Source organism: Cellulophaga sp. BC115SP, from assembly GCF_009905545.1.
Taxonomy (GTDB): Bacteria; Bacteroidota; Bacteroidia; order Cytophagales; family Spirosomataceae; genus Flectobacillus; species Flectobacillus rivi.
The window spans coordinates 1-23,777 of record NZ_JAAALB010000066.1 but is presented as its reverse complement, the minus strand read 5'-3'; the positions used below and the strand labels follow the sequence as shown (position 1 = coordinate 23,777).

Genomic DNA, 23,777 nt, shown 5'->3' with positions numbered 1-23,777 from the left:
GGAATGATTAGTGTTTTCTATAATTAAAAGTAAAACAGAATTATATAATTTGTTAGTTTTTTCTATTTGTTTGTCTTTAAGGGTGAATAAATCTGGAAGGAGAATAGTTTTAAATTCATCGAGGTAGGTATAAAATTCTGCTTCATTATTTATTTTTTGCAAATTCTTGAAAATCAGCTCAAATCGTACTTTGTTTTTCAATTCACTTTTTGCTTCTAAAAAATATTTATTCGCTTCTCTTGAATCAATACTAAAACTTATTTTAGAAACATAATAGGCATGTTTGACATTATCATTGTGTTTACTTGAAATATCCTTTTCTTCAATTAAATTGCAATATCTATCAAATAAATAATTAATATCATTTGTATTCTGTGCATATTTTATTGCATGGCAAAATATTTTTGATAGCTGTTTACCTTTAAATGTCCCTTTTTCAAGAAGAAATTCAAATAAATTTCTAACAATATTGAAATTTTTAATCTTGTCTGAATAGTTTACAAATGTTGTAATGTTGGGAATTATTTTATGATGATACATCTTTTCATAGAAAAATATTAAATCTTGCAGACTTTCTGTTTTTTTTATAAAAATATTCATTATTTCTGTATCAAGTTTTATATCTTGTGAAACCATCTCTTCATAAATTCTATAAATGTCATCTTTATCATTTATTAAACTCAGAGTAGATTTAAAGTAGTTTAAATCTAGTTTATATCCATTGTTTCTTATCAGAAATAAAATACTATTTAATACGTCATTAGGTATTTTAACTTTTATCAATTCTAAAAATTCTGTAAAAGGGGCATTCTTAAGAATTAATTTACGGTAATTTGCCTTTATTGATGCTTTTTCATCTAATAAGAAATCTACAATCCAATACTCTTCTAGTGTCAAAAGTGTTAGTAACGAATACGGGTCTTTATTTTTTTTATATTTTTTAGAACAATCTAAGATAATCTTATTTAGTACTTTTTCTTCATTCTCCATCGAACTAGTCTTACACTCTGCAGCCAATAAAATATCTTGATCTGCTAAATCTAGGATAAAATCTTCCCTCTCGTCTTGTGTATCAAACAAGCCTGAATATAATCTTATAACTTCTGCCCAACTGGGGTCTTTTTGGTGTTTTTGAATTAAGTTTTTACCCATTTATTTTTCTGACTTGGTGTATAAACTCGGCTGCGTAATATTCTTGATATAATTCATGAGTAAAGCTATATTGGTTATCTTCAGTAACTAAAATGTTTAAATCCAGAGCCTTGCGTAAAAAGTCCAAAATGTTAATCATCAATCCTAATCCTCTTTTACGTTCCTCTAAAATCGGGAAAATGTATTCGTCTCTGTCCAAACCCGAATTTGAGCCTGTTAAATCTCGTGTTTGGTAGCCCAAATAACAGAGTAATAAGTGAAATGTGTCTTTATCAAAATCAATGATTTGCTTTTGTTCTCTATCATACAAACTAAACATAAACGCTCTAATAATTTTACCTTTTTCTTTGGGAATTTTACCTTCTTTTTCCACAACGGCAATAAGCATTAAGAGCATTAGAGGGGTTTGCACAATCTTTCTTAATCTGTCATTAGCATTAATTTCAGTCACAATATAGTCTTTTACTTTTTTGCCATTTTTTTCTAGAAATTCGTTGATTTGCTTATTTTCCATTTTTTGCAAGACAAAAACTGGAATATTTCTATTTTGTAATAAATCATCGAATTCCCGATTGTAGCCTTGAGGTCTGCTTGTTATGATGTAAAAGTTATTGGGATAATCCGAAATTAAATTTTTTATTTGTGTGAAGATTTTTACTTTGATATTTTTTTCAATTTCATTCAAACCATCTAGGCATATAGAAAAAGCACCTTTTTTTAGCAATTCTAAGGTAAAGTCGTGATCTTTATCTATGCGATCAATGATTCTTTTCTCTAGATGATCTTTATCTGTAAGATTTTTTAGTTCAAAATATATTGGAATAGGTGAGTTTTTATTTTGTAATGCACTTTGTGCATCATTGAAATGTAAATACTGTAATGTGGTACTTTTCCCCATTCCCACTTCTCCCAAAATTACCATTTGCTTTTCACTAATTAGATTACGTAATTCTCCAATTTTACCCTCTCTTGCAATTTTTATCTCTTCAAAATCTTCATCATCTTCACTATTATCATCTGTATCTTCAAAAACTTCTTTGGCATAGAGTTCAACTTCAGCAAATTCTTCTTTACCTTCTATATGTACAAAACGGCTTTGCCAAACTTTAAAAAGTTGCTTTTGTTTTTGTAAATAGTCGGTTAAGTCATTTGGTTCAACTGCTAATTTTAAGGATCTGAAATGTTTATAAGTAGCGAAAAGAAACATTACAAGTACACTTCGAAGTTCACCATACAATTTAGCATTATTCCAATCAGTACAGTGATGGCTTTCTAAGTTTCGTAACTGATAGGCTTTTATTAAATGTTCCGCAAAATGAGTTTTCTGATTGGAACTCAATGACGTCCAATTAAAATTAACATTGTTGGAGTTTAGATCTAAAATGGAAATAATACTTCCTAATCCGTCTCTGCTTTTGGACACTCGCTGATAGGCTTGGTTATCAATGATGTACAGAATCTTTCTAAAATAAGGTTCAATTTTAGCTACATCAGGAAAATAAGCATTTTTATCTAACCTTGATAAATTTTCTAAAAATATTTTTTGTAGTGCGTTTGGGATTCGGGTCATTACCCCAGCTAAATCTGTTTCATTGATAGGGTGTAACAAGACTTTTACAAATAAATCCAAAACTTCATTTACGTTAATATTTGGTTCTGTTTGTAAAATATCTTTTGTTTCTGCCAAAATTTCTGTTTTAATATTTGTCCAGTTGATCTGCATTTAGTCTTTTTTGTCTTCAATGGATACTCATTAACGTTTATATACTTGCAATATAATCAAATTTTGTTGCGTATAAACAACCAATACAGCATAGAACCAAAGGTTTAGATTTTCAATATCATTGGGAAAACATACTAAAGCCCTAAAAACAAAAAGCAGGCGAAAACCTGCTTTTTCAATATCCTCTATTTTGCTAAAAGCCCACCGCCGAAAGCCCACTGCTACTTCCTCGGCATCTGCTTGATATTGTAGGTGAGCGTTACCATAAAATATCTTGGCAAAAGATTTCCTCTGTTGTAAGTTAGTGTATTTTGTGAGGCAATCAGACGAACGATATTGCCATTTTGATTTAGAATATCATACGCACTCAATTTGATGGTGGCTCTTTGATCTTTCATGAAATTGTAATTAATCGCCGCATTCCATCGTACTGTGGTTTTGTTAGTGCCTGTCAAGTTGCTATTATACAGATATATCAGGTTGTTTTCAAGAATAAGATTCTTGGTCCAGCGAATGACTAAACCTGTGCTAAAATTATGCAAATTGGCTTGGAGATTAGTAAAGTTCGGACTTGTGTATCGTGTAAAGTTAAAATCTGGAGAGTAAGAGTTATTCCATTCGATTTTATCCTTGATATTGATATTCAACCCAAACCAGTTCGATAGTTGATTAGTGGTTTGCCAGCTAGTATCAGCATTAAAAATCATTTTACTTCTATTGATACTGTAATATCCGCCTGCCGAAAGTGTCAATTTATTCTTTTCTCCAATCTTAAAATCTTTGTTGATATTGAGATTCACGCTGAGGTTTCGGGTGCCATCGGCATTGGTAGGAGAGGAGGTTTGAATACCTTGTTTATCTATCGCAATATTCTGAATAATATCGTTGTCTCTTTGCTGGAAGGACGAATACCACCAAATGTTCAAGTTTTTGGTTTGGTTATTATAATTGTAGCTTAAAGACCAATCAGATGTTGCTGTTGGTTGTAAATGCGGATTCCCTTTCGCTATATAATAGGGGTTTGAATTGTCAAAAACGGGTAATAAGTACGAATAAGAGGGCAAACTATAGTTTTTGTTATAAGTCAAGGTAAGGTTATTGAAACTGATATTTAAGTTAGGATTCAACTTCTGAATATTTCTTTGGATCGAGCTAGTTTCCGCTGAAGTATTTAAATGAGACGTCAAAAACGTTTCGTCAATTCCTGCTACAATAGTCAGTTTTTTGTACTGAAATGCTAACTTTTGTGCCAAAAATACCTCATGTTGTTGGCGCTCAAAAGAACCACTAAGAATAGGATTTAAGATACTAAACGAATCACCAAGTGGATTGGCGTACAGCATCTGAGTGGTATTTTTGATTTGAGTAAAACTATATCTATTCGTAAATCGAAGCGTGAATAGTTTATGAATTGGTTCATAAAAACTTACTGATAAACTACCAAATGCTTGTGGTAAACGAACTTGTCGCAACTGATTTTGGAGACTATCATATCTACTGGGATATAGGTAGTTTAGAACAGAACTTGTCATATAATCGCTGGAATTATTGCCAATGTTAAGACTTTGGACAATCGACATCAACCGTTTGCTGTTCGTCTTTCCTGTTCTGAGTAGGTAAAAAGTATGATTGTAATTATAGTTATTAATATCATTTGACTGATTGATATTCCCTGTGCTTAGCGCACCTAAATAATTATTTTCACTAGAAATCAGCACATTAGGGGCTTCTCTGACCAAACCTGCTGTGTATCCTGCATTGAAATTGAGGGTTGTCACCGAATCGGTTTTTATCTTAAAACCACCTCCGACACTATGTCCGTAATTCTTGGTAAGTACATTGGTTACTCTGTGATTGGTTATAATAGTATCTCCGTTATATAACTCTGCCAAGCGGTCTGTGTTGAGTCTATTTTGGACTTCGCCAAAATAATATTGTAAATAAAATGACTTCTTGACGTTAGGAGCATGATTCAGGTTAAAACCGCCTCCATTACTGGTAGCAATACCAAAATTGGTATTTCCGCCAAAATTTACGCCATTAATGTCGACCATGCTGCCATTCATGCCGTTATTGATGCGAGTAGAGTTGGAGCTTCTGTTGGCATTACTTCTGCGCAATCCGCCATTATTCATTAATTCACTATAACTAAAACCTGGTCGATTAAGGTTATTGCTGTATCCCAAAACGCTGACTTGTAGAGTGTCTCTGAAAATGTTCATAATTCCCCCTAGTTCATATACATCCTGTGTACCACCGCCTGCATAGACTTTTCCAAAGGCACTTTTCTTATAACCTTTTTTCAGGGTGATATTAATTACCTTTCCGACATTACTGGTATTGTTATCACCGTTTAACAAGGCTTGTTCTTTATCATCGACTGCTTGGATTTTATCAATGGCGTTGGCAGGAAGGTTACGAGTCGCCATTTTGGGATCATCACCAAAGAAGGATTTTCCATCCACCAAAATTTTGTTGACAGCTTTGCCATTCATGGTGATATTTCCATCAGCATCGATACGAACCCCTGGCAGTTTTTTTAATAAATCTTCTACCAAGGCATTGGGTAAAGTTTTAAAGGAATTGGCATTAAACTCAATTGTATCGTTTTTGACTGTGATAGGAGGACGCTCGGCTGTTACAATTACCTCATCAAGACTTTTGCTGGTCATTTGCATCTTGATTACATCGAATCGTTGCGATGGGTTCTGAGAGGTCAATGTAAAACTTTGTCGGTAGGCCTCATTTCCTACATAGGTTGCCAAAAGTCGCAGCGGAACATTGACTGGTAGGTTGGTAAACTTAAATTCGCCTGATTCATTACTTATACGATAGGAAACGATAGAGGTATCTTTAGCCAAAAATACGGTTAAAGTCGCCATTGCGAGTGGCTTTTGGTCTGAGCCAACTATTTTACCTTGAATAGAACCAGTTTGAGCAAAAGTTGCCACAGAGCCTAAAATTGCTAGAAGTAGAGGTAAGAGTTTTTTCATAAAATAGATAAATGCTTGATGAAAAGATTTGATGCAATGACACCCAAAAAGGTTACATGTTGCATGTAAGAGCGATTTTATGAGGGAAATGTTACGACAATATAAATTTTTGTGGTAGGCTATTTCTAAAAAAATTACTATAAAATTGAAGTGGGTTAGGTTCTTTTGAGAAGGGTAAACTAAATAGCCATTCTATGAATAGAAGAAGTATTCGTAGCTTTCATGCAAAATAAATCTATATTTCTGGCTTATTCTTCAAAACTGGCTTTTCAAACAAATAGTTTTCTATTGTGTTATTGAAAATAGGGGATAAAACTTCTACTTTCACCCAATGGATTCTAAATGAACTTTTAAAATATTGGATAATGTGAAAAACTTTTATATCTTTTCAGGTATAACCATAATTCAAGCTAAATTTGCTTTAACAGTCAGTAGATCCTTATTTTATAAACCAAATCCAAGTCCGCCAAGTACATTTTTGAGCCTGAAATAGTAGTTAAGCTTATTTAACGGTTCGGAAAGTTGTTTTATTCCTCTTACCTTTATTTAGATTTGGAATAATCGGCCTTAACATTGATGTTATGACAATAATTTTAAATTTGGTTGCTATCGCAATCACTTTAGGGAGTCTAACAAAGGCTTTCACTCGACCTTACTCTATATCAAAAACTATTTGGGGAGCTGTAACACTATTGTGGGCTTGGTTTCTCATCATGAAAGTTTGTATCACTACTCGACTTATTCAAGATTATCCCATCAGCGGTCTTTTGTTGGTAGCTCGTCCCTTCTACATTGCGGGTCCATATCTTTTGTATTTGTTTATTGTCACGCAAAGAACCTACACATTTACGGTTAAAAATGTTTTGTTGCAGATACTTCCATTTTTTGTCGTTGTTATCGATTTGATTCCATTTTATACCATGCCGTTTGAGCAAAAAATTGAACTCATTCGACATATTGAGGCGAAGGATTTGTTTACTAAAACCTTTGGTTGGATACCTTTTGTATGGATTCCCTATGCACAAAGTATTCTAGGATTTATCTACCTAGGTTTAGTTTGGAAATTTGTGGTAAAAACACAAAATGCTTTTACCAATGAAAAATTGTTGCCTCAATGGGATGTCTTTTTTGTAGTGGGCTTTTTATTGCTGTATATTTCAAATGGATATATGTATTTGCTTACCAATGAGTTACTAAAAGAGGTAGATCAAAATCCTTTTATGGATAAGGTTTCATTAATTCATTCCTTGATGACCTTTGTGCTGTTTGCTTCGTATTTCGTTATAAAAGATAGCTCTTTGAGAGCGACAGTAACGTCTTCAGCAGAAAAATATCCTCTTGAAGAGCTCGAAGAATTAGCGAAGATAAGTACCACCAAGGTGGATAAAGAACCTGATATTATTAATCTTCAAGATTTTGAACTGATTAAAATTGCGTTAGAAAAAAGTAAATCTTATCACAATCATAAATTTACGATTTCAGAATTAGCAATGGAAGTCGGGATTCAACCTTATGCTATCTCGAATGCCATTAATACTGTAGCCAAAATGAACTATAACGATTTTATCAATAGCTACAGAATCAAGGCATTTACTGAAAAAGTTGTCTCTAAAGAATATCAGAATTATACCATAGAAGCCATTGCCAATGAATGTGGTTTTAAAAGTAAAAGTACCTTTTTTACAGCCTTTAAAAAGCAAACAGGTCTAACCCCCAATCAATATCTTAAAAAACATGATATGGAGTTGGAAGAGTAGTAGCTAAGTAATCAAATATAAACTAATAACGCTGAATTTAGGTTTGTTGCTTTAGTGCAATTTTCTGATTATCATTGTATTAATTGAAAGTTTGATTGAATATTTATTTGTCTTATTTCCTGAATAATGACATCATTCTACACTAATGTGAATGTTGTTGAATATCTCCATTGAAAAGCCTATTGAGACTTTTACCAAAATTCCTTATCTTTATTAACCTCTTTTCTCGTTAATATTTATACTAAAATTAGTCCACCATATACTGAAACTTTACTATGAAAATCAAATCTCTTCTACTCATCGTGACTTGCTCGTCACTATCATTGTTTTCAGCTTGTAAAAAAGATATTGAAGACCCGCTCAATGGAAGCTCAAACGTGGAAGTTTGTGGCATAAAAGACCCTGTTAATAATCTAAAATGGCTTTCTGACAAAATGAAAGTGTACACTTTTGGAGATAATGCAGATAAGCTTAATGGTGTTGTCTTGTTTGAATACAAGGGTGAAAATGTCATAGAAATACAATGTTCTATTTGCTCATCTAACAATATTCATCAATACAAATGCGATGGGACTTTGTATGATTTTTCTAATTCCAATAACTTTCAAGATTATGTGAAAAACCGAAAGAAAATAGATGTTTTGTATGGAACTGAAATATGGAAATATTCAAACTGATTTCTGACAAGTATATTGCTTGATTTTTGTAATATTTCATTTGAATTGGATTAGATCCGGCGTTCGATTGTGAAGTACTTTCGAGAAGTTTTTGAAAAGTTGAATAAAACGTGTTCGACTTCACTACCTTTGTAATCATTTTGATACAATAGCAATCTCCCGAATGAAAAATCGCAGTATACTAATTCTTATTCTTGGTTTATTATCAGCCATTGGTCCCTTTTCAATAGATACTTATCTTTCTGGTTTCCCAACCATTGCCAAGGATTTAGGTGTTACCGTCGATGAGGTAGCTTATTCTTTGTCTAGTTTCTTTATCGGTATATCGGTAGGACAGTTAATTTATGGTCCTCTGCTGGACAGATTTGGGCGTAAAAAGCCTTTGATGATTGGCTTATCTATTTATTTGGTAGCCTCACTTGCTTGTGCTACTGCCAATTCTGTAGAGGTGCTGATTGCAGCCCGATTTTTACAGGCATTGGGCGCTTGCGTAGGTATGGTAGCCCCTCGTGCGATTGTACGAGATGTATTCCCTGTAGAAGAAACAGCAAAAATATTCTCCCTATTAATGTTGATTTTGGGTGTATCGCCCATTATTGCGCCTAGTGTAGGAAGTTATATGATTACCTTAATGGGTTGGCATAGTGTGTTTTATATGCAATTTGGCTTGGGTGTAATCTTGTTTTTAGCCTGTTATTTTGCTTTACCTGAAAGTAAAAAACCTGATGAGTCAATTTCATTAAAACCTAAAGCCATCATTTTGTCATTCATTGACATCCTGAAAGTACCGCAGTTTTATACCTACGCATTTGCAGGTGCCTTGATTTCGGCTGGCGTGTATGCTTATCTTTCGGGCTCTCCTTTTGTATTTATGAAACTTTTTGGGGTTTCAGAAAAGGAATATGGCTGGATATTTGGCTTTTTGGCTGGAGGCTTGATTGCGAGTAGTCAAGTGAATAATCTTTTACTGAAAAAATACAGTAGCAGTCAGGTAGTACGTGTTTCTTTACGTGTCCAAACGCTGGTTGGGGTGATATTATGTCTGGTAAGTATTTTGGGCTGGCTTAATTTATACAGTGCCTTGGCTTTAGTGTTTCTATTTTTATGTTGTCAGGGCATTAGTTATCCCAATTCTTCGGCTTTGTCTTTATATCCATTTACCAAATCTATCGGTGGGGCATCGGCATTGCTAGGTGCTTTACAAATGTGTTTTGGGTCGTTGGCTGCCGCTGCGGTGAGTATGCTTAGCAATGGCACTAGTGTTCCGATGACGGCTGTGATGGCTGGTTGTGCCGTATTGGGACTAATTGTTTTTGCTACAGGTGTTTCTAAATTGAAACATGGATAGATTCAAAGTTAAGGTGTTTAAGTGTGACTGTAGAATTGTGAATTATGCAGATTGGGGATTTCCGAAATCAGAAATCCCCAATCTGCAATAGTTTGAATTCCTTAGCAAAGTGCTTACTCACAATTTATCACTCAAAACTCTTTCCTAGCTACTCAGTTTCTGGAGTTGTTGCTGAAACATTCGCTCGTATTTTTCGGCCTCAGGTGCTTTGGCATTTTTGAGGCTTTCAACAATAATTTGCATTTGGAAGAGTGCAAATTGGATATCTTGCTCGTTGCTTGCACGGCGATTTTTTCCATAAAAATCCAATAATTGATTATTGCGATTCATCATCGTATTGGCGATTTCCATAGCGGAGGCATGGTCACCAATAGTCAAATACAAGCTTACAAAACCCGCTGAGACATGGTCGTACGGAATAGATTGGTCGGGCATGATACGTTTGCAATAATCTAAGGTATCTTTTGCTTTTTGGTATTTACCCTCATGAGCAAACTGGCTCGCCAAACGTTGAAAGGATAATCTCCCCATGGTGGTTGGTAACTGATAAAACTCAGAATGATGATACACTTGAGGGTTGTCAAGATTTTTCCAAACCATTTTTTTCATCAAATTGCGCTCCAATACGGCTGTATTCACAATTCCTTCGGTAGCACCTTCTATTTTTACTGGCATCAATCGATAGGCATACCCTTCCAATTGCATAAACTCTTTCATATTGAGGTAACTCACTTTGCTAAGCGAGGACGCAAAATAAATCGGACGTTTCCAGCCATTGGCAGCGTTTTGGGCAATGATGTCAAGCTGTACCAATTGCGGTTTCAGAATGCCTGATGTACCAATTGACCAATTCATTTGGTTTGTTAGCAAAGGTTCTACGTCTTTAGGTACAAAACCAGCTTTTTTGATTTCATCTATATTTACTGGAATCGTCAGGTTTTCACTTGGTAAAATATTAATCGAAGTGCCGTCTTGCAATGGTACCTTGATAGCTTGATTATCATCTTTTACTAGTTTGAGATATTCAATCAGATTGATACCACTTTTTACATTTGGATTTTCATAAAAAAGAATTTGATCGTTGATACCTTCTCGTAACAAATCTTCCGAAATAGAAACAGGCAAGGCTTCTGACTCGTAGGTTTTTCGTTTCATTTGCTCAATATACCAATCCGTTCCTAATAGCGAGAGATTACAAACTCGCACATCTGTACGGAAGCCTTCTACCTCTTGCACATACCAAAGTGGGAAGGTATCATTGTCGCCAGCGGTGAATAAAATGGCATTTTTTTCACAAGAGTTTAACAAATTTTTGGCAAAATCTACCTGCTGATAACGATTGCTACGGTCATGGTCATCGTAATTTTGTTGAATCAAAATCACAGGAATAACCAACGATGCTAAACTGGCTAATCCACCCGAAAGTAATGGTTTACGAAGAAACTTGTTCGCCCATTCCGTTAATTGTATAACGCCTAATCCAATCCAAATACAGAAAAAGTAGAACGAACCTACATAAATGTAATCTCGTTCGCGAGGCTCTGTAGGCGGGGCATTCAAGAAAATAACTAAACCTATTCCTGTTAATAAAAACATTAGAACGGTGGTCAAAAAGTCTTTCTCATTTCTTTTCATCAAAAAGAAAAAACCAATCAAGCCCAAAATTAAAGGTAAACCAAAGTAATTGTTGTGTGATTTACTACGAGCGGAAAGAGCTGAATAGGGGCTTTTACTGATAAATGACATACCAGCATCTTGGACATCGCTATCACGACCAATAAAGTTCCATAACAGATAGCGCATATACATGTGCCCCATTTGATGCGAAAATAAATAGCGAAGATTGTCACCAAAAGTAGGTTTTTGTCCAGGCGCTAAACCAAGCATCTCAGCGTATTGCTTCGGATACTGTTCCATTGGACTAAAATATACCCTTGGGAAAAGCATTTCTTGCTCTTTGGGAAAAATCAATTTTTGTCGGTAATCATAAATCTCGTATTTGCCATTTGACATTTTGTATTGAGGCTTGCCACGCTCTACATTTTCAACCTCTGCCGTGTAAATAGGACCATATAACAACGAACGCTCGCCGTATTGCTCACGTTTGAGGTATTTTACAAAATTGAGAATGTTACTTGGGTTATTTTCGTTGAGAGGGGTATTGTAATTGGAACGGACCAACGCCAAAGTATAAGATAAATAACCAATAAGTACAAAGCATAAAGCCAGCAAACTCACGTTTAAATGTACTTTGTTTTTAATAATCGAATAGCGAATAGCACCAATCAACGCTCCTAAGAAAAGAATCAAAAATAAACTTACGCCAACACCATAAGGCATGCCTAATCCATTGGTAAATAATAATTCAAACTGGAATGCTATAGATGGTATACCAGGAATAATTAAGGAATTGATAATGCCTAAAATCACCAAACCAACCAATAACGCCAGAAAACCTCCTTTGTAACTTGGCTTATGATTTTTCTTGAAATAATAAATTAATGCTAAAGCTGGGACAGTCACCAAATTAAGTAAGTGAACCCCAATTGACAAGCCCACTAAGTAGGCAATGAATATCAACCATCTATTCGCAGAGGCTTCATCTTCAATAAGCTCCCATTTGAAGGCTGCCCAAACCACAATCGCAGTAAAAAATGAGGACATAGCGTAAACCTCAGCCTCGACTGCCGAAAACCAAAATGAATCAGAAAAAGCATACGCCAAGGCACCAATAAAGCCTGCACTCAGGAGAGTGAAAGCCTCACTTTGTGTTAAGTCTGAAAAAGGTTTTTGATAGGCTTTGCGACCAATTAAAACAATTGTCCAGTGCATAAACAACACGGTCAGGGCACTCGTCAGTACCGATAGCATATTAATCCAATAAGCCACTTTGGTGACATCAGCCCCTGCAAATAGGGAGAAAAATCTGCCAAGCAAAAGAAACAAAGGTGCTCCTGGTGGGTGCGGTACTTGTAATTTGTAAGCACAAGCGATAAACTCTCCACAGTCCCAAAATGAAGCTGTAGGTTCTACCGTCACTGCATATACGATAAAGGCAATAACAAACACTGCCCAACCGATTCCATTGTTGAGTTGTCGAAATGATGTCATAGTATGTTGGATTTTTAAGAAGAGCAATAGGTACTTAGCTTGCGTGCCAGTGCCTCACAGTACTTTCTTGTAGGTGAAAATGTTTTGATGTTGAAAAATAGAAATTAGAGGATTCTTGTCGTAGCTAGCATGCAAAAGCAATCCATGACACAAAGGAAAATACATTTTTGTTATGTCCTGAAAATCAGGTTTGTATTTAACACTATTTAACTTAAAATCATTTTAACATTTGACAGAAAGCCCAGCGTTTTTTAGGATTTATTGAAGTATAATAGCTCAAAAGCATCAAAAAGATTGTACTAAATCAATATTGTTTTTGACGTCTCTAATGAATTTCTGAAATCCGATAGATATGTCCAGTTTTGTTGAATTATCTACCGAACTTTGAGGTTAGAAAAGTATTACGATCTATCCAAGAAAACTTAATTAATTGTTGACAGACAGCTCTTCACACTTGTTGTCAATCATTTTTGAAATCATGAAAAAACATTTTTTTCCACTCTTCCTAGGGGGACTCGGCATCGGTACTACCGAATTTGTGGTAATGGGGATTTTGCCAGATATTGCCAAAAATCTAGGAGTTAGTATCACTGACGCCGCTCACATTATTTCTTCTTATGCGGCAGGCGTAGTTGTTGGTGCACCTTTATTGGTGTTGTTGGGAAGTAAGTATCCACCCAAAAAGATGCTATTGTTCTTAATGGTAATTTTTACCATTTTCAACTCATTATCCGCTTTGGCTCCTGATGCGACTACTTTGTTGTTCTTTAGATTTTTAGCAGGTCTACCTCATGGTGCATTTTTTGGTATTGGAGCAGTAGTAGCAAGTCGCTTGGCTGATGAAGGCAAACAAGCACAAGCTATCTCTACGATGTTTGCAGGTTTGACAATTGCCAATTTGTTGTTGGTGCCTATTGGTACATGGATTGGTCACGAGTATTTGTGGAGATATACCTTTGCTTTAGTAACCATCATAGGATTAACCACCTTGTTATTCATCAATCTTTGGTTACCAGCCTTACCATCGGATCAAAACGAAGGAGAAAGTACGATGTCACAGCTAGAACTTTTTAAGCGTGTAGATGCTTGGTTGGTTATCGTGATTACGTCAATTGGAACAGGAGGTTTGTTCACTTGGATTAGTTATATAGCGCCATTGATGACTGAGGTATCTCATTTCTCAGCAAATAGCGTTTCGTGGATTATGGTTTTGGCAGGCTTTGGTATGGTTGTAGGAAATATCATTGGTGGAAAGTTAGCGGATAAATTGCCAGCCGTTCAAGCTTGTTTGTGGTTGTTGGTTGCGATGGCGGTGACATTATTAGGCATTCATTTCTTCTCAGAAAATAAAATCATCTCTTTAATATTGACATTTATTGCAGGCGCATTATCTATTTCATTGGCAGCACCAATCCAAATTTTGATGATTAGTACCTCAAAAGGTGCCGAAATGCTGGGCTCTGCGGCCACGCAGGCGAGTTTCAATATCGGCAACTCATTGGGTGCTTTCTTAGGTGGTTTGCCTATAACTTATGGTTTTGGTTACAATACACCCGTTTTGGTAGGCATGGCAATGGCATTAGTAGGCGTATTTTTCTCTTTTGTGTTAAAAAGAAGATTGTCTTATGCTGAATAAGTAGAAAAGACTCAAAGTGGCAAAAGAAAAGTATCTGTAGAGACGCAATGATTGCGTCTCAAGCAGCGTCATATATAGCATGGCACTATCAAACATTAGTCATCCCGAATTTTAAGATTAGGGTTATTCTCCAAATTTTCATCAAAAAAGCGGTCGAAAATTATTTTTCGACCGCTTTTTTGATGCTATTATACTAGATTTTATTCAGCTCAAGACGCAATGATTGCGTCTTGAGCTGATGGAATACATATTTTTACATAATCACTCATTCGCTAAATCGCTAAAATTCGGAATAATTTATATTTTCATCTGAAGGTTCCTTCATATAATTCCGAAATCAGAAATCCCAAATCTGATATAGATTTCAGCCTAAATTCCTTTCGTTTTTTTATTTTTTTCTTTCCGAATCATTAAAAAGCATAATTTTGAAGTGAAAAATGAAAACAAATCGATTGAAGAGGCTCTTGGCATCTTTGATTATTAAAATGAATACCATGTCGGAAATAAAATTAGATAGCATTCCAGAAGCAATTGAAGCTATTCGTAGAGGCGAAATTATTATTGTAGCTGATGACGAAGACCGTGAGAATGAAGGAGATATGATTTGTGCATCGGAGGCCATTACGCCAGAATTAGCCAACTTTATGATTAAGGAAGGTCGTGGTTTGATGTGTGTGACTTTGACAGAAGATAGATGTGCCGAATTGGGCTTGAATATGATGGTGGGAAATAATACCTCCTCTCACGAAACGCCTTTTACAGTATCAGTAGATTTGCTGGGGCATGGTTGTACAACAGGTATTTCGGCACCAGACCGCGCCAAAACCATTCAGGCATTGGTCGACGAAAATACAAGGCCAGAAGAATTGGGTCGCCCGGGACATATTTTTCCCTTGAAAGCTAAAACAGAAGGTGTTTTACGTCGTACTGGACATACTGAAGCAGCGATGGATTTTGCCAAACTAGCAGGATTCAAACCTTCGGGCGTGCTTATTGAAGTTTTAAATGAAGACGGTACGATGGCTCGTTTGCCAGATTTGAGAAAAATTGCTGACAAGTTTAATCTTAAACTGGTTACAATCAAAGACTTGGTGGAATATCGTCTGCAAACCGAATCGCTCATCAAAAGAGAAATTGGCGTAGATATGCCAACAGATTGGGGACATTTTGATTTGATTGCTTTTCGTCAAAAAGATACAGGTGATACACATTTGGCCTTAGTGAAAGGAACTTGGAAAAAGGATGAGCCTGTACTCGTGCGTGTTCACAAGTCAAATGTAGTTGGTGATATTTTCGGTTCAACACTTTGTGATAGTGGTCAACAATTGAAAAATGCTATGCAAGCCGTTGAAAATGAGGGGAAAGGTGTGATTTTGTATATGTTCCAAGATGGCAAAAGTGCCAACTTAATGAGCGATTTGAAAAAATACAAGCTTCAAGAAATGGGTGTTAATCAAAGTACTGAAATTACGCCAAACGATGAGAGAGACTATGGTATTGGGGCGCAAATTTTAAGAGATTTAGGTATCTCCAAAATCAAATTGTTGACAAATAATCCTAAAAAACGTGCAGCATTATTCGGTTACGGTCTCGAAATCGTAGAAACTGTGACCTTGGGATAAAGGTTTTTAATCTACATTTCAGCTTAAGACGCAATGATTGCATCTTAAGCTGAGTAAAATCTAGTAAGTTTTCATCAAAAAAGCGGTCGAAAAACAATTTTCGACCGCTTTTTTGATTCAGTTTCAAAACTGTTAAAAAACTAATTCAAGATAAAGTCTTGAACTGGTCTTGAAAAAATATTTCGTATTCTTTACTTTTTATGTAAATTCAATTCGAAAAACCTTTGTTTTATTTATTATTGACTTTTGTTTTGTTTCGAATATGCTTTAAAATAACTGATTTGTAGGTTTTTCTATATTTACTCGCAAATTAGTACAAAAAATATTTTCGTTTTGTTTCTTTTATTTATTTTTGTTTTCTATTTTTGTTTCAAGATGAATAAAAGAGCAAACGGAAGCTTAAAATTATCTAGACATTATGCTCCCAAATCAACGTAGAGAAAAGATTTTAGAATTATTAAAGGAAGATGGTTCCGCTAAAGTGGCTGACTTGGCTCGCTTGTTTAAAGTAACAGAGGTTACCATTCGTCAGGATTTAGAAAAGCTGGAAGCTGAAGATTTGATTATAAAGGAACACGGTGGTGCTTACCTCAAAAATGTTGAAGATCAAGTAAAAAGTTTTTCACTGATTCATCAAGATAACTTAGATAAGAAAGAAAAAATCGCAGAAAAGTGCCTTGAATACATCGAATCAGGAGATACCATCATTCTGGATTCGGGAAGTACAACAACCGAGATTGCCAAGAAAATTAAACACTCAGGAATACGAAACCTAACCATTATCACTAATGCTTTGAATATAGCCATGATGCTCGGTGCTGAGCCGAGTATCGAGGTGATTATGACAGGAGGGGAGTTTAAACCACCCACCTTGTCATTGACAGGACAAAAAGCTGCTGATTTTTTTAAAGGCTTAAATGTGCAAAAATTATTCCTAGCCACGGCTGGAATTTCCCTAAAATCAGGACTGACTTACCCAAGTATTAGTGATTTAGTCGTGAAAAAAGCCATGATTGATGCCGCCGAGATAACTTATTTGGTAGCAGACAGCACCAAAATTGGCAAAAGTGCTTTGGCAAGCTTAGGCGCATTGAGTTTGATAGATTATATCATCACCGACGACGCCATTGAAGACAAACACAAAGAGGTTTTCAGAGATAATGAAATAGAGGTAATAATTGCCTAAGGGAAAAAGAAGGAGATTTAACAGGCTTCTTTTACAAAAAAATTAGATTAAATAATATCAGGTATTTGCATTAAAATCATTTTTTAATGCCTGATATTCTTTTGCCTAATTTTTTCTAAAGTGCTGATATTTAAAGTTTTACTTTTGGGTTCAGCGTCAGGATTTCTAATTTAGGAAATGATGTAAAATACCATTATTACTTTTAAAAAGAGGCTTATACTTCCGAAATCCAACATCCGATATCCGAAATAGATAATAATTCATAACTCATAATTCAGCACTAATACCTATATCTGACTTTATTCAAATTTAACTTGAAATAGGATAGCGATTTATCCCTAAAAAACAATTGAAATGACACTTGGCGTTATTATTGGAAACAGAGATTTTTTCCCAGACAGTTTAGTCGAAAAAGCAAGAACTGAAATTATTGAGGTATTCAATAGCCTTAAAATTAAGCCTATTTTGTTGGATACTACAGATACAAAATTAGGCGGCGTAGAGACTTTCAGAGAAGCTCAAAAATGTGCAGATTTGTTCAAAGCCCATCGTGATGAGATTGCAGGGATTTTGGTATTATTGCCCAACTTTGGTGACGAAAAAGGCGTAGCAGATACCCTCAAATTAGCCAATCTCAACGTGCCAGTATTGATTCAGGCATACCCTGATGATTTGAGCAAAATGAACGTGGTCAATCGCCGCGACTCATGGTGTGGTAAGATTTCGGTTTGTAATAACCTTTATCAATACGGCATTAAATATACCTTGACGAGTCAGCATGTTTCTGCTCCTGCTGATCCAAATTTCCAAAGAGATTTACTCGATTTTGTGTCGGTATGTCGAGTGGTAAAAGGCTTAAAAAGTGTTCGTATTGGTGCTATTGGCGCTCGTCCAGGGGCATTTAATACAGTTCGTTATTCCGAAAAAATCCTTCAAAGAAACGGTATTACGGTAACTACTTTTGACTTGTCTGAAATTTTGGGACGTGCCAATAAATTAACAGGCAATGACGACAAAGTAAAACAGCATTTGGAATCTATCAACGCTTATGCGTCTAAAGGTAGAACGCCAAACGAAGCCATGATTCAGATTGCCAAATTGGACGTGGTTTTGAAAGAAATCATGGAAGAAAATGTGCTAGATGCTACCGCAATTCAGTGTTGGACTTCTTTACAACAAAACTACGGTTGCAACGTATGTACTAGCATGAGTATCATGTCTGAAAATATGTTGCCTTCAGCCTGTGAAGTAGATGTTACAGGTACACTTTCAATGTATGCGATGCAATTGGCATCGGGCTCGCCAAGTGCATTGGTTGACTGGAATAATAATTATGCCAATGACGAAGATAAATGTGTGTTGTTCCACTGTGGTAACTGGGCAAAATCCTTCTTGCCAGATATTCAAATTAGTAATGCCCCAATTTTAGGAACTTCGGTAGGCGTCGAAAACACGTATGGTGCTTTGGATGGGCGTACTCCTGCTATGCCATTGACCTATGGAAGAATTAGCACCGATGACCCTAAAGGTATTATCAAAGCTTATATCGGCGAAGGGGAGTTGACCAATGACCCATTAGAAACATTTGGTAACCGTGCAGTAGCTCAAATTCCTGATTTACAAGGACTCATGAAATATATTTGCCGTAATGGATTTGAACACCACGTAGTAATGAATGCTTCTAAAACAGCTTCAATTTTGGAAGAGGCTTTAGGAAATTACATGGATTGGGAAATCTATAAGCATTAGCAATAAGTGCTTTAGGCGATGAGCTTTAAAGCAATGTGTTCTGAAAACCTTTTCAAGATCAAGTTATGAGTAAGCTGAGTTTGATTTGTTCTTTTTTCTTCCTCGCGCAAACGGTTATTGCACAAAAACCTGTGCCCGTAAAACCACGTATCCTTGTCAGTACGGATATTGGAGGAACTGATCCAGATGATAATCAGTCAATGATTCACTTACTCATGTACAACGAATTGTTTGAAATAGAAGGCTTAGTTTCGTCACCGTCTTATGGAGACGGAACCAAGCAAGAGATACTTCGCACAATAGACCTTTACGAAAAAGACCTTCCAAAACTCAGAACACATAAACCCGAATTGTCATCACCTGATTACTTACGTTCGGTAGTAAAACAAGGACGACACGGCGCTGCCCCGTTCAAGGGATATGCTACCGCAACAGAAGGTTCGAACTGGATTATTAAATGCGCCCAGAAAAAAAGTGATAGACCTTTATGGGTTTTGGTTTGGGGAGGATTGGAAGACTTAGCACAAGCATTACATGATAAACCAGAGATTCAACACAAAATAAAAGTATTTTTTATTGGTGGACCTAATAAGAAATGGAGTGCCAATAGCTATGCTTACATTGCTAAAAACTTTCCGAATCTTTGGTTTATTGAATCAAATGCGTCTTACTACGGCTTTTTCTCAGATAATGTTCCTGATAGTTTGAGTAATAAAAATTACTATAAAAACTACATCAAGGAAGCAGGCTTTTTGGGTAAAGAGTATAAAGAGAACCGCTACAAGGGTGTTCTTAAAATGGGCGACACTCCTTCATTGTTATACATGATGGATGGTAATCCCAGCAATCCCATGAGAGAAAACTGGGGCGGTAGTTATGTGAAATTTAAGCGCAGTCCAAGAGTACTATTTAACGGTAATACATCAATTAGGGATACGGTAACCGTATTTTCTATTGTTGAATTTATGTTTAAAGGACCTGTTGTAAATATTTCGCCCGACTCTGCCTGCCTGACAATGACGGTAAAGTCTGAAATTGGAGAACAGAAATGGGATGGTTTTTATCTTGGAAACGGAAACTATGTGGTAAGGTACTGTCCAAAACGTACTGAAACTTTAACCTACAAGGTAACATCGAGTATTAGTGGATTTAACGAGCAAAACGGCACATTCGTAGTAGATAATATTTGGCTAGGAAAACCTCATAATACTGACTATCAGTTAGGGACAAATTGGTACACAGATAGGTCAAACCCCGAACTGTATGATGATATTTGGCAGGGAGGAAAAACCGTACTCAAATGGCGAAATGATGTACTACTAGATTGGGCAAAACGTTGGAATTGGCTTAGGTAAGTATTAGTGCTGAATTATGAGTTGTGAATTGTGAATGTAAAATTTTAATTATCAATTCTTTACATTATAAATTGATTAAATCTTATTCTGCACGATTACTTAAGTTAGTGGCAAAATAAAATTTAATTTTGAGATTTCGGCTTTCGGCGGTGGGCTTTGGGAAAAATGCATGTATGTGGTCGTTAAAAACATTTTAACACTCTTTGCCTGTTGCCTGTTCCCTAAAACACATAAATTAAATTTAACTATAAGGCTATCGGGAAAAGTATTCTAATAACTGATATTCTATCAGCTAATAAATTTTTAAGACTTCCAAGATTAAACGATATTCATTTCAAGAAGCTCAAACACTATGAACATCAAAGAATTAGAAGAGAAATCCAAAGCATATCGCAAAAAGATTCTCAAGTATATCTACAATGCGAAGGCAGGACATACAGGAGGTAGCCTCTCGATTATTGACATTTTGAATGTGCTTTATAATAAGGTATTGAATGTTTCTCCTGAAAATTTTAATTCATCCGAAAAAGACATTTATATCCAAAGCAAAGGGCATTGTGTAGAAGCTTTATACGTGGTCTTGGCCGACAAAGGCTTTTTTCCTGAAGATGATTTATTGACGCTTTGTCAGTATCAATCGCCCTATATTGGTCACCCAACCAAGAAAATTAAGGGAATGGAGCAAAATACGGGTGGTCTCGGACATGGTTTGTCTATTTGCTGTGGGAGTGCTTTGGCTGCCAAAAAAGATCAATCAGATGTGAAAGTTTACACCGTATTGGGCGATGGCGAAATGGCAGAAGGCTCCAACTGGGAGGCATTTATGTTTGCAGCGCATTATAAGCTCGATAACCTTTGCGCTATTTTGGATTATAACAAACTCCAAATTACCGCACCCAATGCTGATGTAATGGGCTTGGAGCCACTCGATAAAAAACTAGAAGCTTTTGGCTGGGCGGTTCGACACGTTGATGGCAATGACGTAGAAGCCTTGGTGAATACCTTTGATGCACTTCCCTTTGAGGCAGGAAAGCCTTCATTTATTATTGCTCATACGACCAAAGGAAAGGGCGTGAGTTATATGGAAAATGTCTTGAAATGGCATCATGGCGTACCAACTGCTGAGCAATACGAGTTAGCTTTGGCTGAGATTGATGGCTAGATGACGTATAGTAGAATGAGTTAATGAGGTAGTTTTAACTATTGCAGATATGGGATTTCTGATTTCGGAATAAAGTGCTTAGACATTTATTGTTTTAAGATATGAACCCTTCTGAAATCCGAAATAACTAATTACTTCAGCATTCAAAATATCAAACACATAATAAGTGAATTTATGGGTCAAGAAATAACTAATATTCCGAAAGGAGTAGGGCTTGCCAATTTGGAGGTCTTCGCTTCAACCTTGGAATCGCTCGCCCAAGCAGATAAAACCGTTTTTGCGGTAACCAGTGACTCAAGAGGCTCAGGTAAATTAGTGGCATTTGGACAAAAACTTCCAGAGCAAATTGTAGAAGTGGGTATTGCTGAGCAAAATTTAGTTGGCGTAGCCACAGGTTTGGCGAGTATGCGTAAGAAAGTTTTTGCGGTTTCACCAGCTTGTTTTTTGACGGCTAGAGCCTTGGAGCAAATCAAAAATGACGTTTGCTATTCAGATAATCCAGTCAAACTTATCGGTATTTCAGCAGGTGTAAGTTATGGTGCATTGGGTAGTACACACCATAGTTTACACGACTACGCAGTTTTGAGAGCCATCAATAATATTACAATTATCGCACCAGCGGATAACTTCGAAACGGCAGAGGCTATTCGCCAAGCCGCTGCTATGGATTCGCCTGTTTATCTTCGTTTTGGGAAAAAGAATATGCCCGAAAAAATCGAAGAGGTTGATCATGCGACCAGCTTCGAAGTGGGCAAAGGGCGTGTAGTAAAAGAGGGATCAGATTTGACATTTATCGCAACAGGTGAGGCCGTTTGGCCGTGTCTAAAAGCCGCTCAAAAGTTGGCTGAAGAGCATCAAATTTCGGCTACAGTGGTAAGTATGCATACCATTAAACCCTTGGATCAAAGACTGATTTTGCAATTAGCTTCACAAAATACGCCAATTATTACCGTTGAGGAACATTCTGTGTATGGTGGACTTGGTGAGGCTGTAGGTTCGGTGCTTTTACAAAACGGTTGCCATAACAAATTCAAAATCGTAGGCTTACCAGATGAGCATACCGTTTCGGGTTCTCAAGGTGAGATTTTTGAACATTATGGAATTTCAGAAAAAGGATTGACACAATCAGCTTTAAACATTTTAGGCTAATATGAAAAAATACATCCTCATAACGGCATCGCTGATTTTAGGAGTTTTTCTGGTAAGTGCTTGTTCAAAAAGCCAGTCGAATGAAAAGAAGAAAGTAGCGGTAGTGATTTCTACGCTCAATAATCCTTGGTTTGTAATCTTAGCTGAATCGGCTGCCGAAAATGCTAGAAAACTAGGTTATGAAGCCAAGATATTTGATTCTCAGAATAGTCCTGCCGTAGAGTCAGACAATTTTGAAAACCTTATTTCTTCTGAGTTCGATGCGATTCTTTTCAACCCAACTGATGCAGATGGGTCGGTTTCCAACGTGCTTCGTGCCAAGGCTGCTGGTATTCCAGTGTTTTGTATGGACCGTGAAATCAATAACGATGATGCTGCTACCAGTCAAATTTTGTCAGATAATTATTCGGGTTGTGTCGAGGTGGGCATTGAGTTTGTAAAAGCCTTGAAAGAAAAAGGTACGTATGTCGAGATACTTGGTTTGGTGGGAGACAACAATACTTGGGCACGCTCAAAGGGTTTTCATTCGGTTGTTGACAAATTTTCTAATCTCAAAATGGTAGCTCAACAAAGTGGTGATTTTGACCGTAATAAAGCGATGGAGGTTTTGGAAACTATCATGCAAGCACATCCCAACATCGACGCAGTTTTTTGTGGCAATGATGCTATGGCACTAGGCGCTTATCAGGCATTACAAGCTGCTGGCAAAGCCAATGTAAAAGTATTTGGTTTTGATGGTGCTTCGGAAGTCATCGAAAAAATTAAGGAAGGTAAAATCGTCGCAACAGGAATGCAGTATCCAAAAATTATGGCAAAAACTGCTGCCCAATATGCCGACGAGTATATCAAGGGCAAGCGAGACTTTCCACAAAGAGTACCTGTGGAAGTTGAACTAGTGAATAGTGCCAATGCGAAAAATTACAAGTAGTAACTGGGTAAGTTATTAGTTAATAGTATATCAGTTATTGGATTATGCTCATAATCAAAAAGATAATTCAAATGTGTGATACAGATATATTATTAGTTTAATCTTTTCTGTCTGATTACTGGACAAAATTGAATTTACTAGTTCAAGACTTAGTCTTGGACTCATTTTTTTAACAGTTTTAAACTGTTTTTAAAAATTCAGTGAAAAAGTCTATATACCTGAATCTCAC

At 36.2% G+C, this 23,777-nt stretch carries 15 protein-coding genes; 11 read left to right on the top strand and 4 right to left on the bottom strand.

From position 1 onward, the window contains the following. The 3 genes from GVN22_RS25075 to GVN22_RS25065 all read right to left on the bottom strand — a co-directional run. The coding region (locus tag GVN22_RS25075; RefSeq protein ID WP_166553752.1) for a hypothetical protein at positions 1-1,152 on the bottom strand (1,152 nt) is incomplete at its 3' end. Beyond that, a complete protein-coding gene (locus tag GVN22_RS25070) occupies positions 1,145-2,875 on the bottom strand; it encodes an NACHT domain-containing NTPase (protein WP_166553751.1) in 1,731 nt (576 codons plus the stop codon). The genes GVN22_RS25070 and GVN22_RS25075, both read right to left, overlap by 8 nt. 221 nt (positions 2,876-3,096) lie before the next feature. Next, a complete protein-coding gene (locus GVN22_RS25065; protein ID WP_166553750.1) occupies positions 3,097-5,868 on the bottom strand; it encodes an outer membrane beta-barrel protein in 2,772 nt (923 codons plus the stop codon). A 581-nt stretch (positions 5,869-6,449) separates the two neighbouring features. Here GVN22_RS25065 and GVN22_RS25060 point away from each other — a divergent pair. From GVN22_RS25060 to GVN22_RS25050, 3 genes are all read left to right on the top strand, one after another. After that, entirely contained in the window at positions 6,450-7,625 is a 1,176-nt protein-coding gene (locus GVN22_RS25060; protein WP_166553749.1) for an AraC family transcriptional regulator, read from the top strand. 275 nt (positions 7,626-7,900) lie between these two features. Beyond that, positions 7,901-8,302 carry a hypothetical protein gene (locus tag GVN22_RS25055; protein ID WP_166553748.1) on the top strand — a complete coding sequence of 134 codons (402 nt, stop codon included), beginning with the start codon at positions 7,901-7,903 and terminating at the stop codon, positions 8,300-8,302. A gap of 163 nt (positions 8,303-8,465) precedes the next feature. Further along, positions 8,466-9,650: a multidrug effflux MFS transporter gene (locus tag GVN22_RS25050; RefSeq protein ID WP_166553747.1), complete on the top strand. Its 1,185-nt coding sequence runs from the start codon at positions 8,466-8,468 to the stop codon at positions 9,648-9,650. Positions 9,651-9,794: 144 nt separating this feature from the next. Here the strand turns inward: GVN22_RS25050 and GVN22_RS25045 are convergent, their stop codons facing one another. Next, positions 9,795-12,761, bottom strand: coding sequence for a DUF2723 domain-containing protein (locus GVN22_RS25045; RefSeq protein ID WP_166553746.1), 2,967 nt, complete (start codon positions 12,759-12,761; stop codon positions 9,795-9,797). Between the two features lie 478 nt (positions 12,762-13,239). On the opposite strand from GVN22_RS25045, the gene GVN22_RS25040 reads away from it, so the two are divergent. The 8 genes from GVN22_RS25040 to GVN22_RS25005 all read left to right on the top strand — a co-directional run bounded on the left by GVN22_RS25040 (position 13,240) and on the right by GVN22_RS25005 (position 23,548). Beyond that, positions 13,240-14,397 carry an MFS transporter gene (locus tag GVN22_RS25040; protein WP_166553745.1) on the top strand — a complete coding sequence of 386 codons (1,158 nt, stop codon included), beginning with the start codon at positions 13,240-13,242 and terminating at the stop codon, positions 14,395-14,397. Between the two features lie 437 nt (positions 14,398-14,834). After that, positions 14,835-16,019 carry a 3,4-dihydroxy-2-butanone-4-phosphate synthase gene (gene ribB, locus GVN22_RS25035; RefSeq protein WP_240915773.1) on the top strand — a complete coding sequence of 395 codons (1,185 nt, stop codon included), beginning with the start codon at positions 14,835-14,837 and terminating at the stop codon, positions 16,017-16,019. Positions 16,020-16,437: 418 nt separating this feature from the next. Beyond that, positions 16,438-17,205: a DeoR/GlpR family DNA-binding transcription regulator gene (locus GVN22_RS25030; RefSeq protein ID WP_166553744.1), complete on the top strand. Its 768-nt coding sequence runs from the start codon at positions 16,438-16,440 to the stop codon at positions 17,203-17,205. A gap of 354 nt (positions 17,206-17,559) precedes the next feature. Then, entirely contained in the window at positions 17,560-18,954 is a 1,395-nt protein-coding gene (locus GVN22_RS25025; RefSeq protein ID WP_166553743.1) for an L-fucose/L-arabinose isomerase family protein, read from the top strand. Positions 18,955-19,019: 65 nt separating this feature from the next. After that, positions 19,020-20,309, top strand: coding sequence for a nucleoside hydrolase-like domain-containing protein (locus tag GVN22_RS25020; RefSeq protein WP_166553742.1), 1,290 nt, complete (start codon positions 19,020-19,022; stop codon positions 20,307-20,309). Between the two features lie 352 nt (positions 20,310-20,661). Further along, positions 20,662-21,471, top strand: coding sequence for a transketolase (locus tag GVN22_RS25015; protein ID WP_166553741.1), 810 nt, complete (start codon positions 20,662-20,664; stop codon positions 21,469-21,471). 174 nt (positions 21,472-21,645) lie between these two features. Further along, positions 21,646-22,620 (top strand): transketolase family protein, encoded by a 975-nt coding sequence (locus tag GVN22_RS25010; protein WP_166553740.1) that lies wholly within the window; start codon positions 21,646-21,648, stop codon positions 22,618-22,620. A gap of 1 nt (position 22,621) precedes the next feature. Then, a complete protein-coding gene (locus GVN22_RS25005; RefSeq protein WP_166553739.1) occupies positions 22,622-23,548 on the top strand; it encodes a D-ribose ABC transporter substrate-binding protein in 927 nt (308 codons plus the stop codon). Positions 23,549-23,777 lie beyond the last annotated feature (229 nt).

What these genes read in the sequence shown, in the direction of transcription:
- GVN22_RS25070 (WP_166553751.1), bottom strand. Translation starts at nt 2,875, where the DNA reads ATGCAGATCAACTGGACAAATATTAAAACAGAAATTTTGGCAGAAACA.
- GVN22_RS25065 (WP_166553750.1), bottom strand. Translation starts at nt 5,868, where the DNA reads ATGAAAAAACTCTTACCTCTACTTCTAGCAATTTTAGGCTCTGTGGCA.
- GVN22_RS25060 (WP_166553749.1), top strand. Translation starts at nt 6,450, where the DNA reads ATGACAATAATTTTAAATTTGGTTGCTATCGCAATCACTTTAGGGAGT.
- GVN22_RS25055 (WP_166553748.1), top strand. Translation starts at nt 7,901, where the DNA reads ATGAAAATCAAATCTCTTCTACTCATCGTGACTTGCTCGTCACTATCA.
- GVN22_RS25050 (WP_166553747.1), top strand. Translation starts at nt 8,466, where the DNA reads ATGAAAAATCGCAGTATACTAATTCTTATTCTTGGTTTATTATCAGCC.
- GVN22_RS25045 (WP_166553746.1), bottom strand. Translation starts at nt 12,761, where the DNA reads ATGACATCATTTCGACAACTCAACAATGGAATCGGTTGGGCAGTGTTT.
- GVN22_RS25040 (WP_166553745.1), top strand. Translation starts at nt 13,240, where the DNA reads ATGAAAAAACATTTTTTTCCACTCTTCCTAGGGGGACTCGGCATCGGT.
- ribB (WP_240915773.1), top strand. Translation starts at nt 14,835, where the DNA reads ATGAAAACAAATCGATTGAAGAGGCTCTTGGCATCTTTGATTATTAAA.
- GVN22_RS25030 (WP_166553744.1), top strand. Translation starts at nt 16,438, where the DNA reads ATGCTCCCAAATCAACGTAGAGAAAAGATTTTAGAATTATTAAAGGAA.
- GVN22_RS25025 (WP_166553743.1), top strand. Translation starts at nt 17,560, where the DNA reads ATGACACTTGGCGTTATTATTGGAAACAGAGATTTTTTCCCAGACAGT.
- GVN22_RS25020 (WP_166553742.1), top strand. Translation starts at nt 19,020, where the DNA reads ATGAGTAAGCTGAGTTTGATTTGTTCTTTTTTCTTCCTCGCGCAAACG.
- GVN22_RS25015 (WP_166553741.1), top strand. Translation starts at nt 20,662, where the DNA reads ATGAACATCAAAGAATTAGAAGAGAAATCCAAAGCATATCGCAAAAAG.
- GVN22_RS25010 (WP_166553740.1), top strand. Translation starts at nt 21,646, where the DNA reads ATGGGTCAAGAAATAACTAATATTCCGAAAGGAGTAGGGCTTGCCAAT.
- GVN22_RS25005 (WP_166553739.1), top strand. Translation starts at nt 22,622, where the DNA reads ATGAAAAAATACATCCTCATAACGGCATCGCTGATTTTAGGAGTTTTT.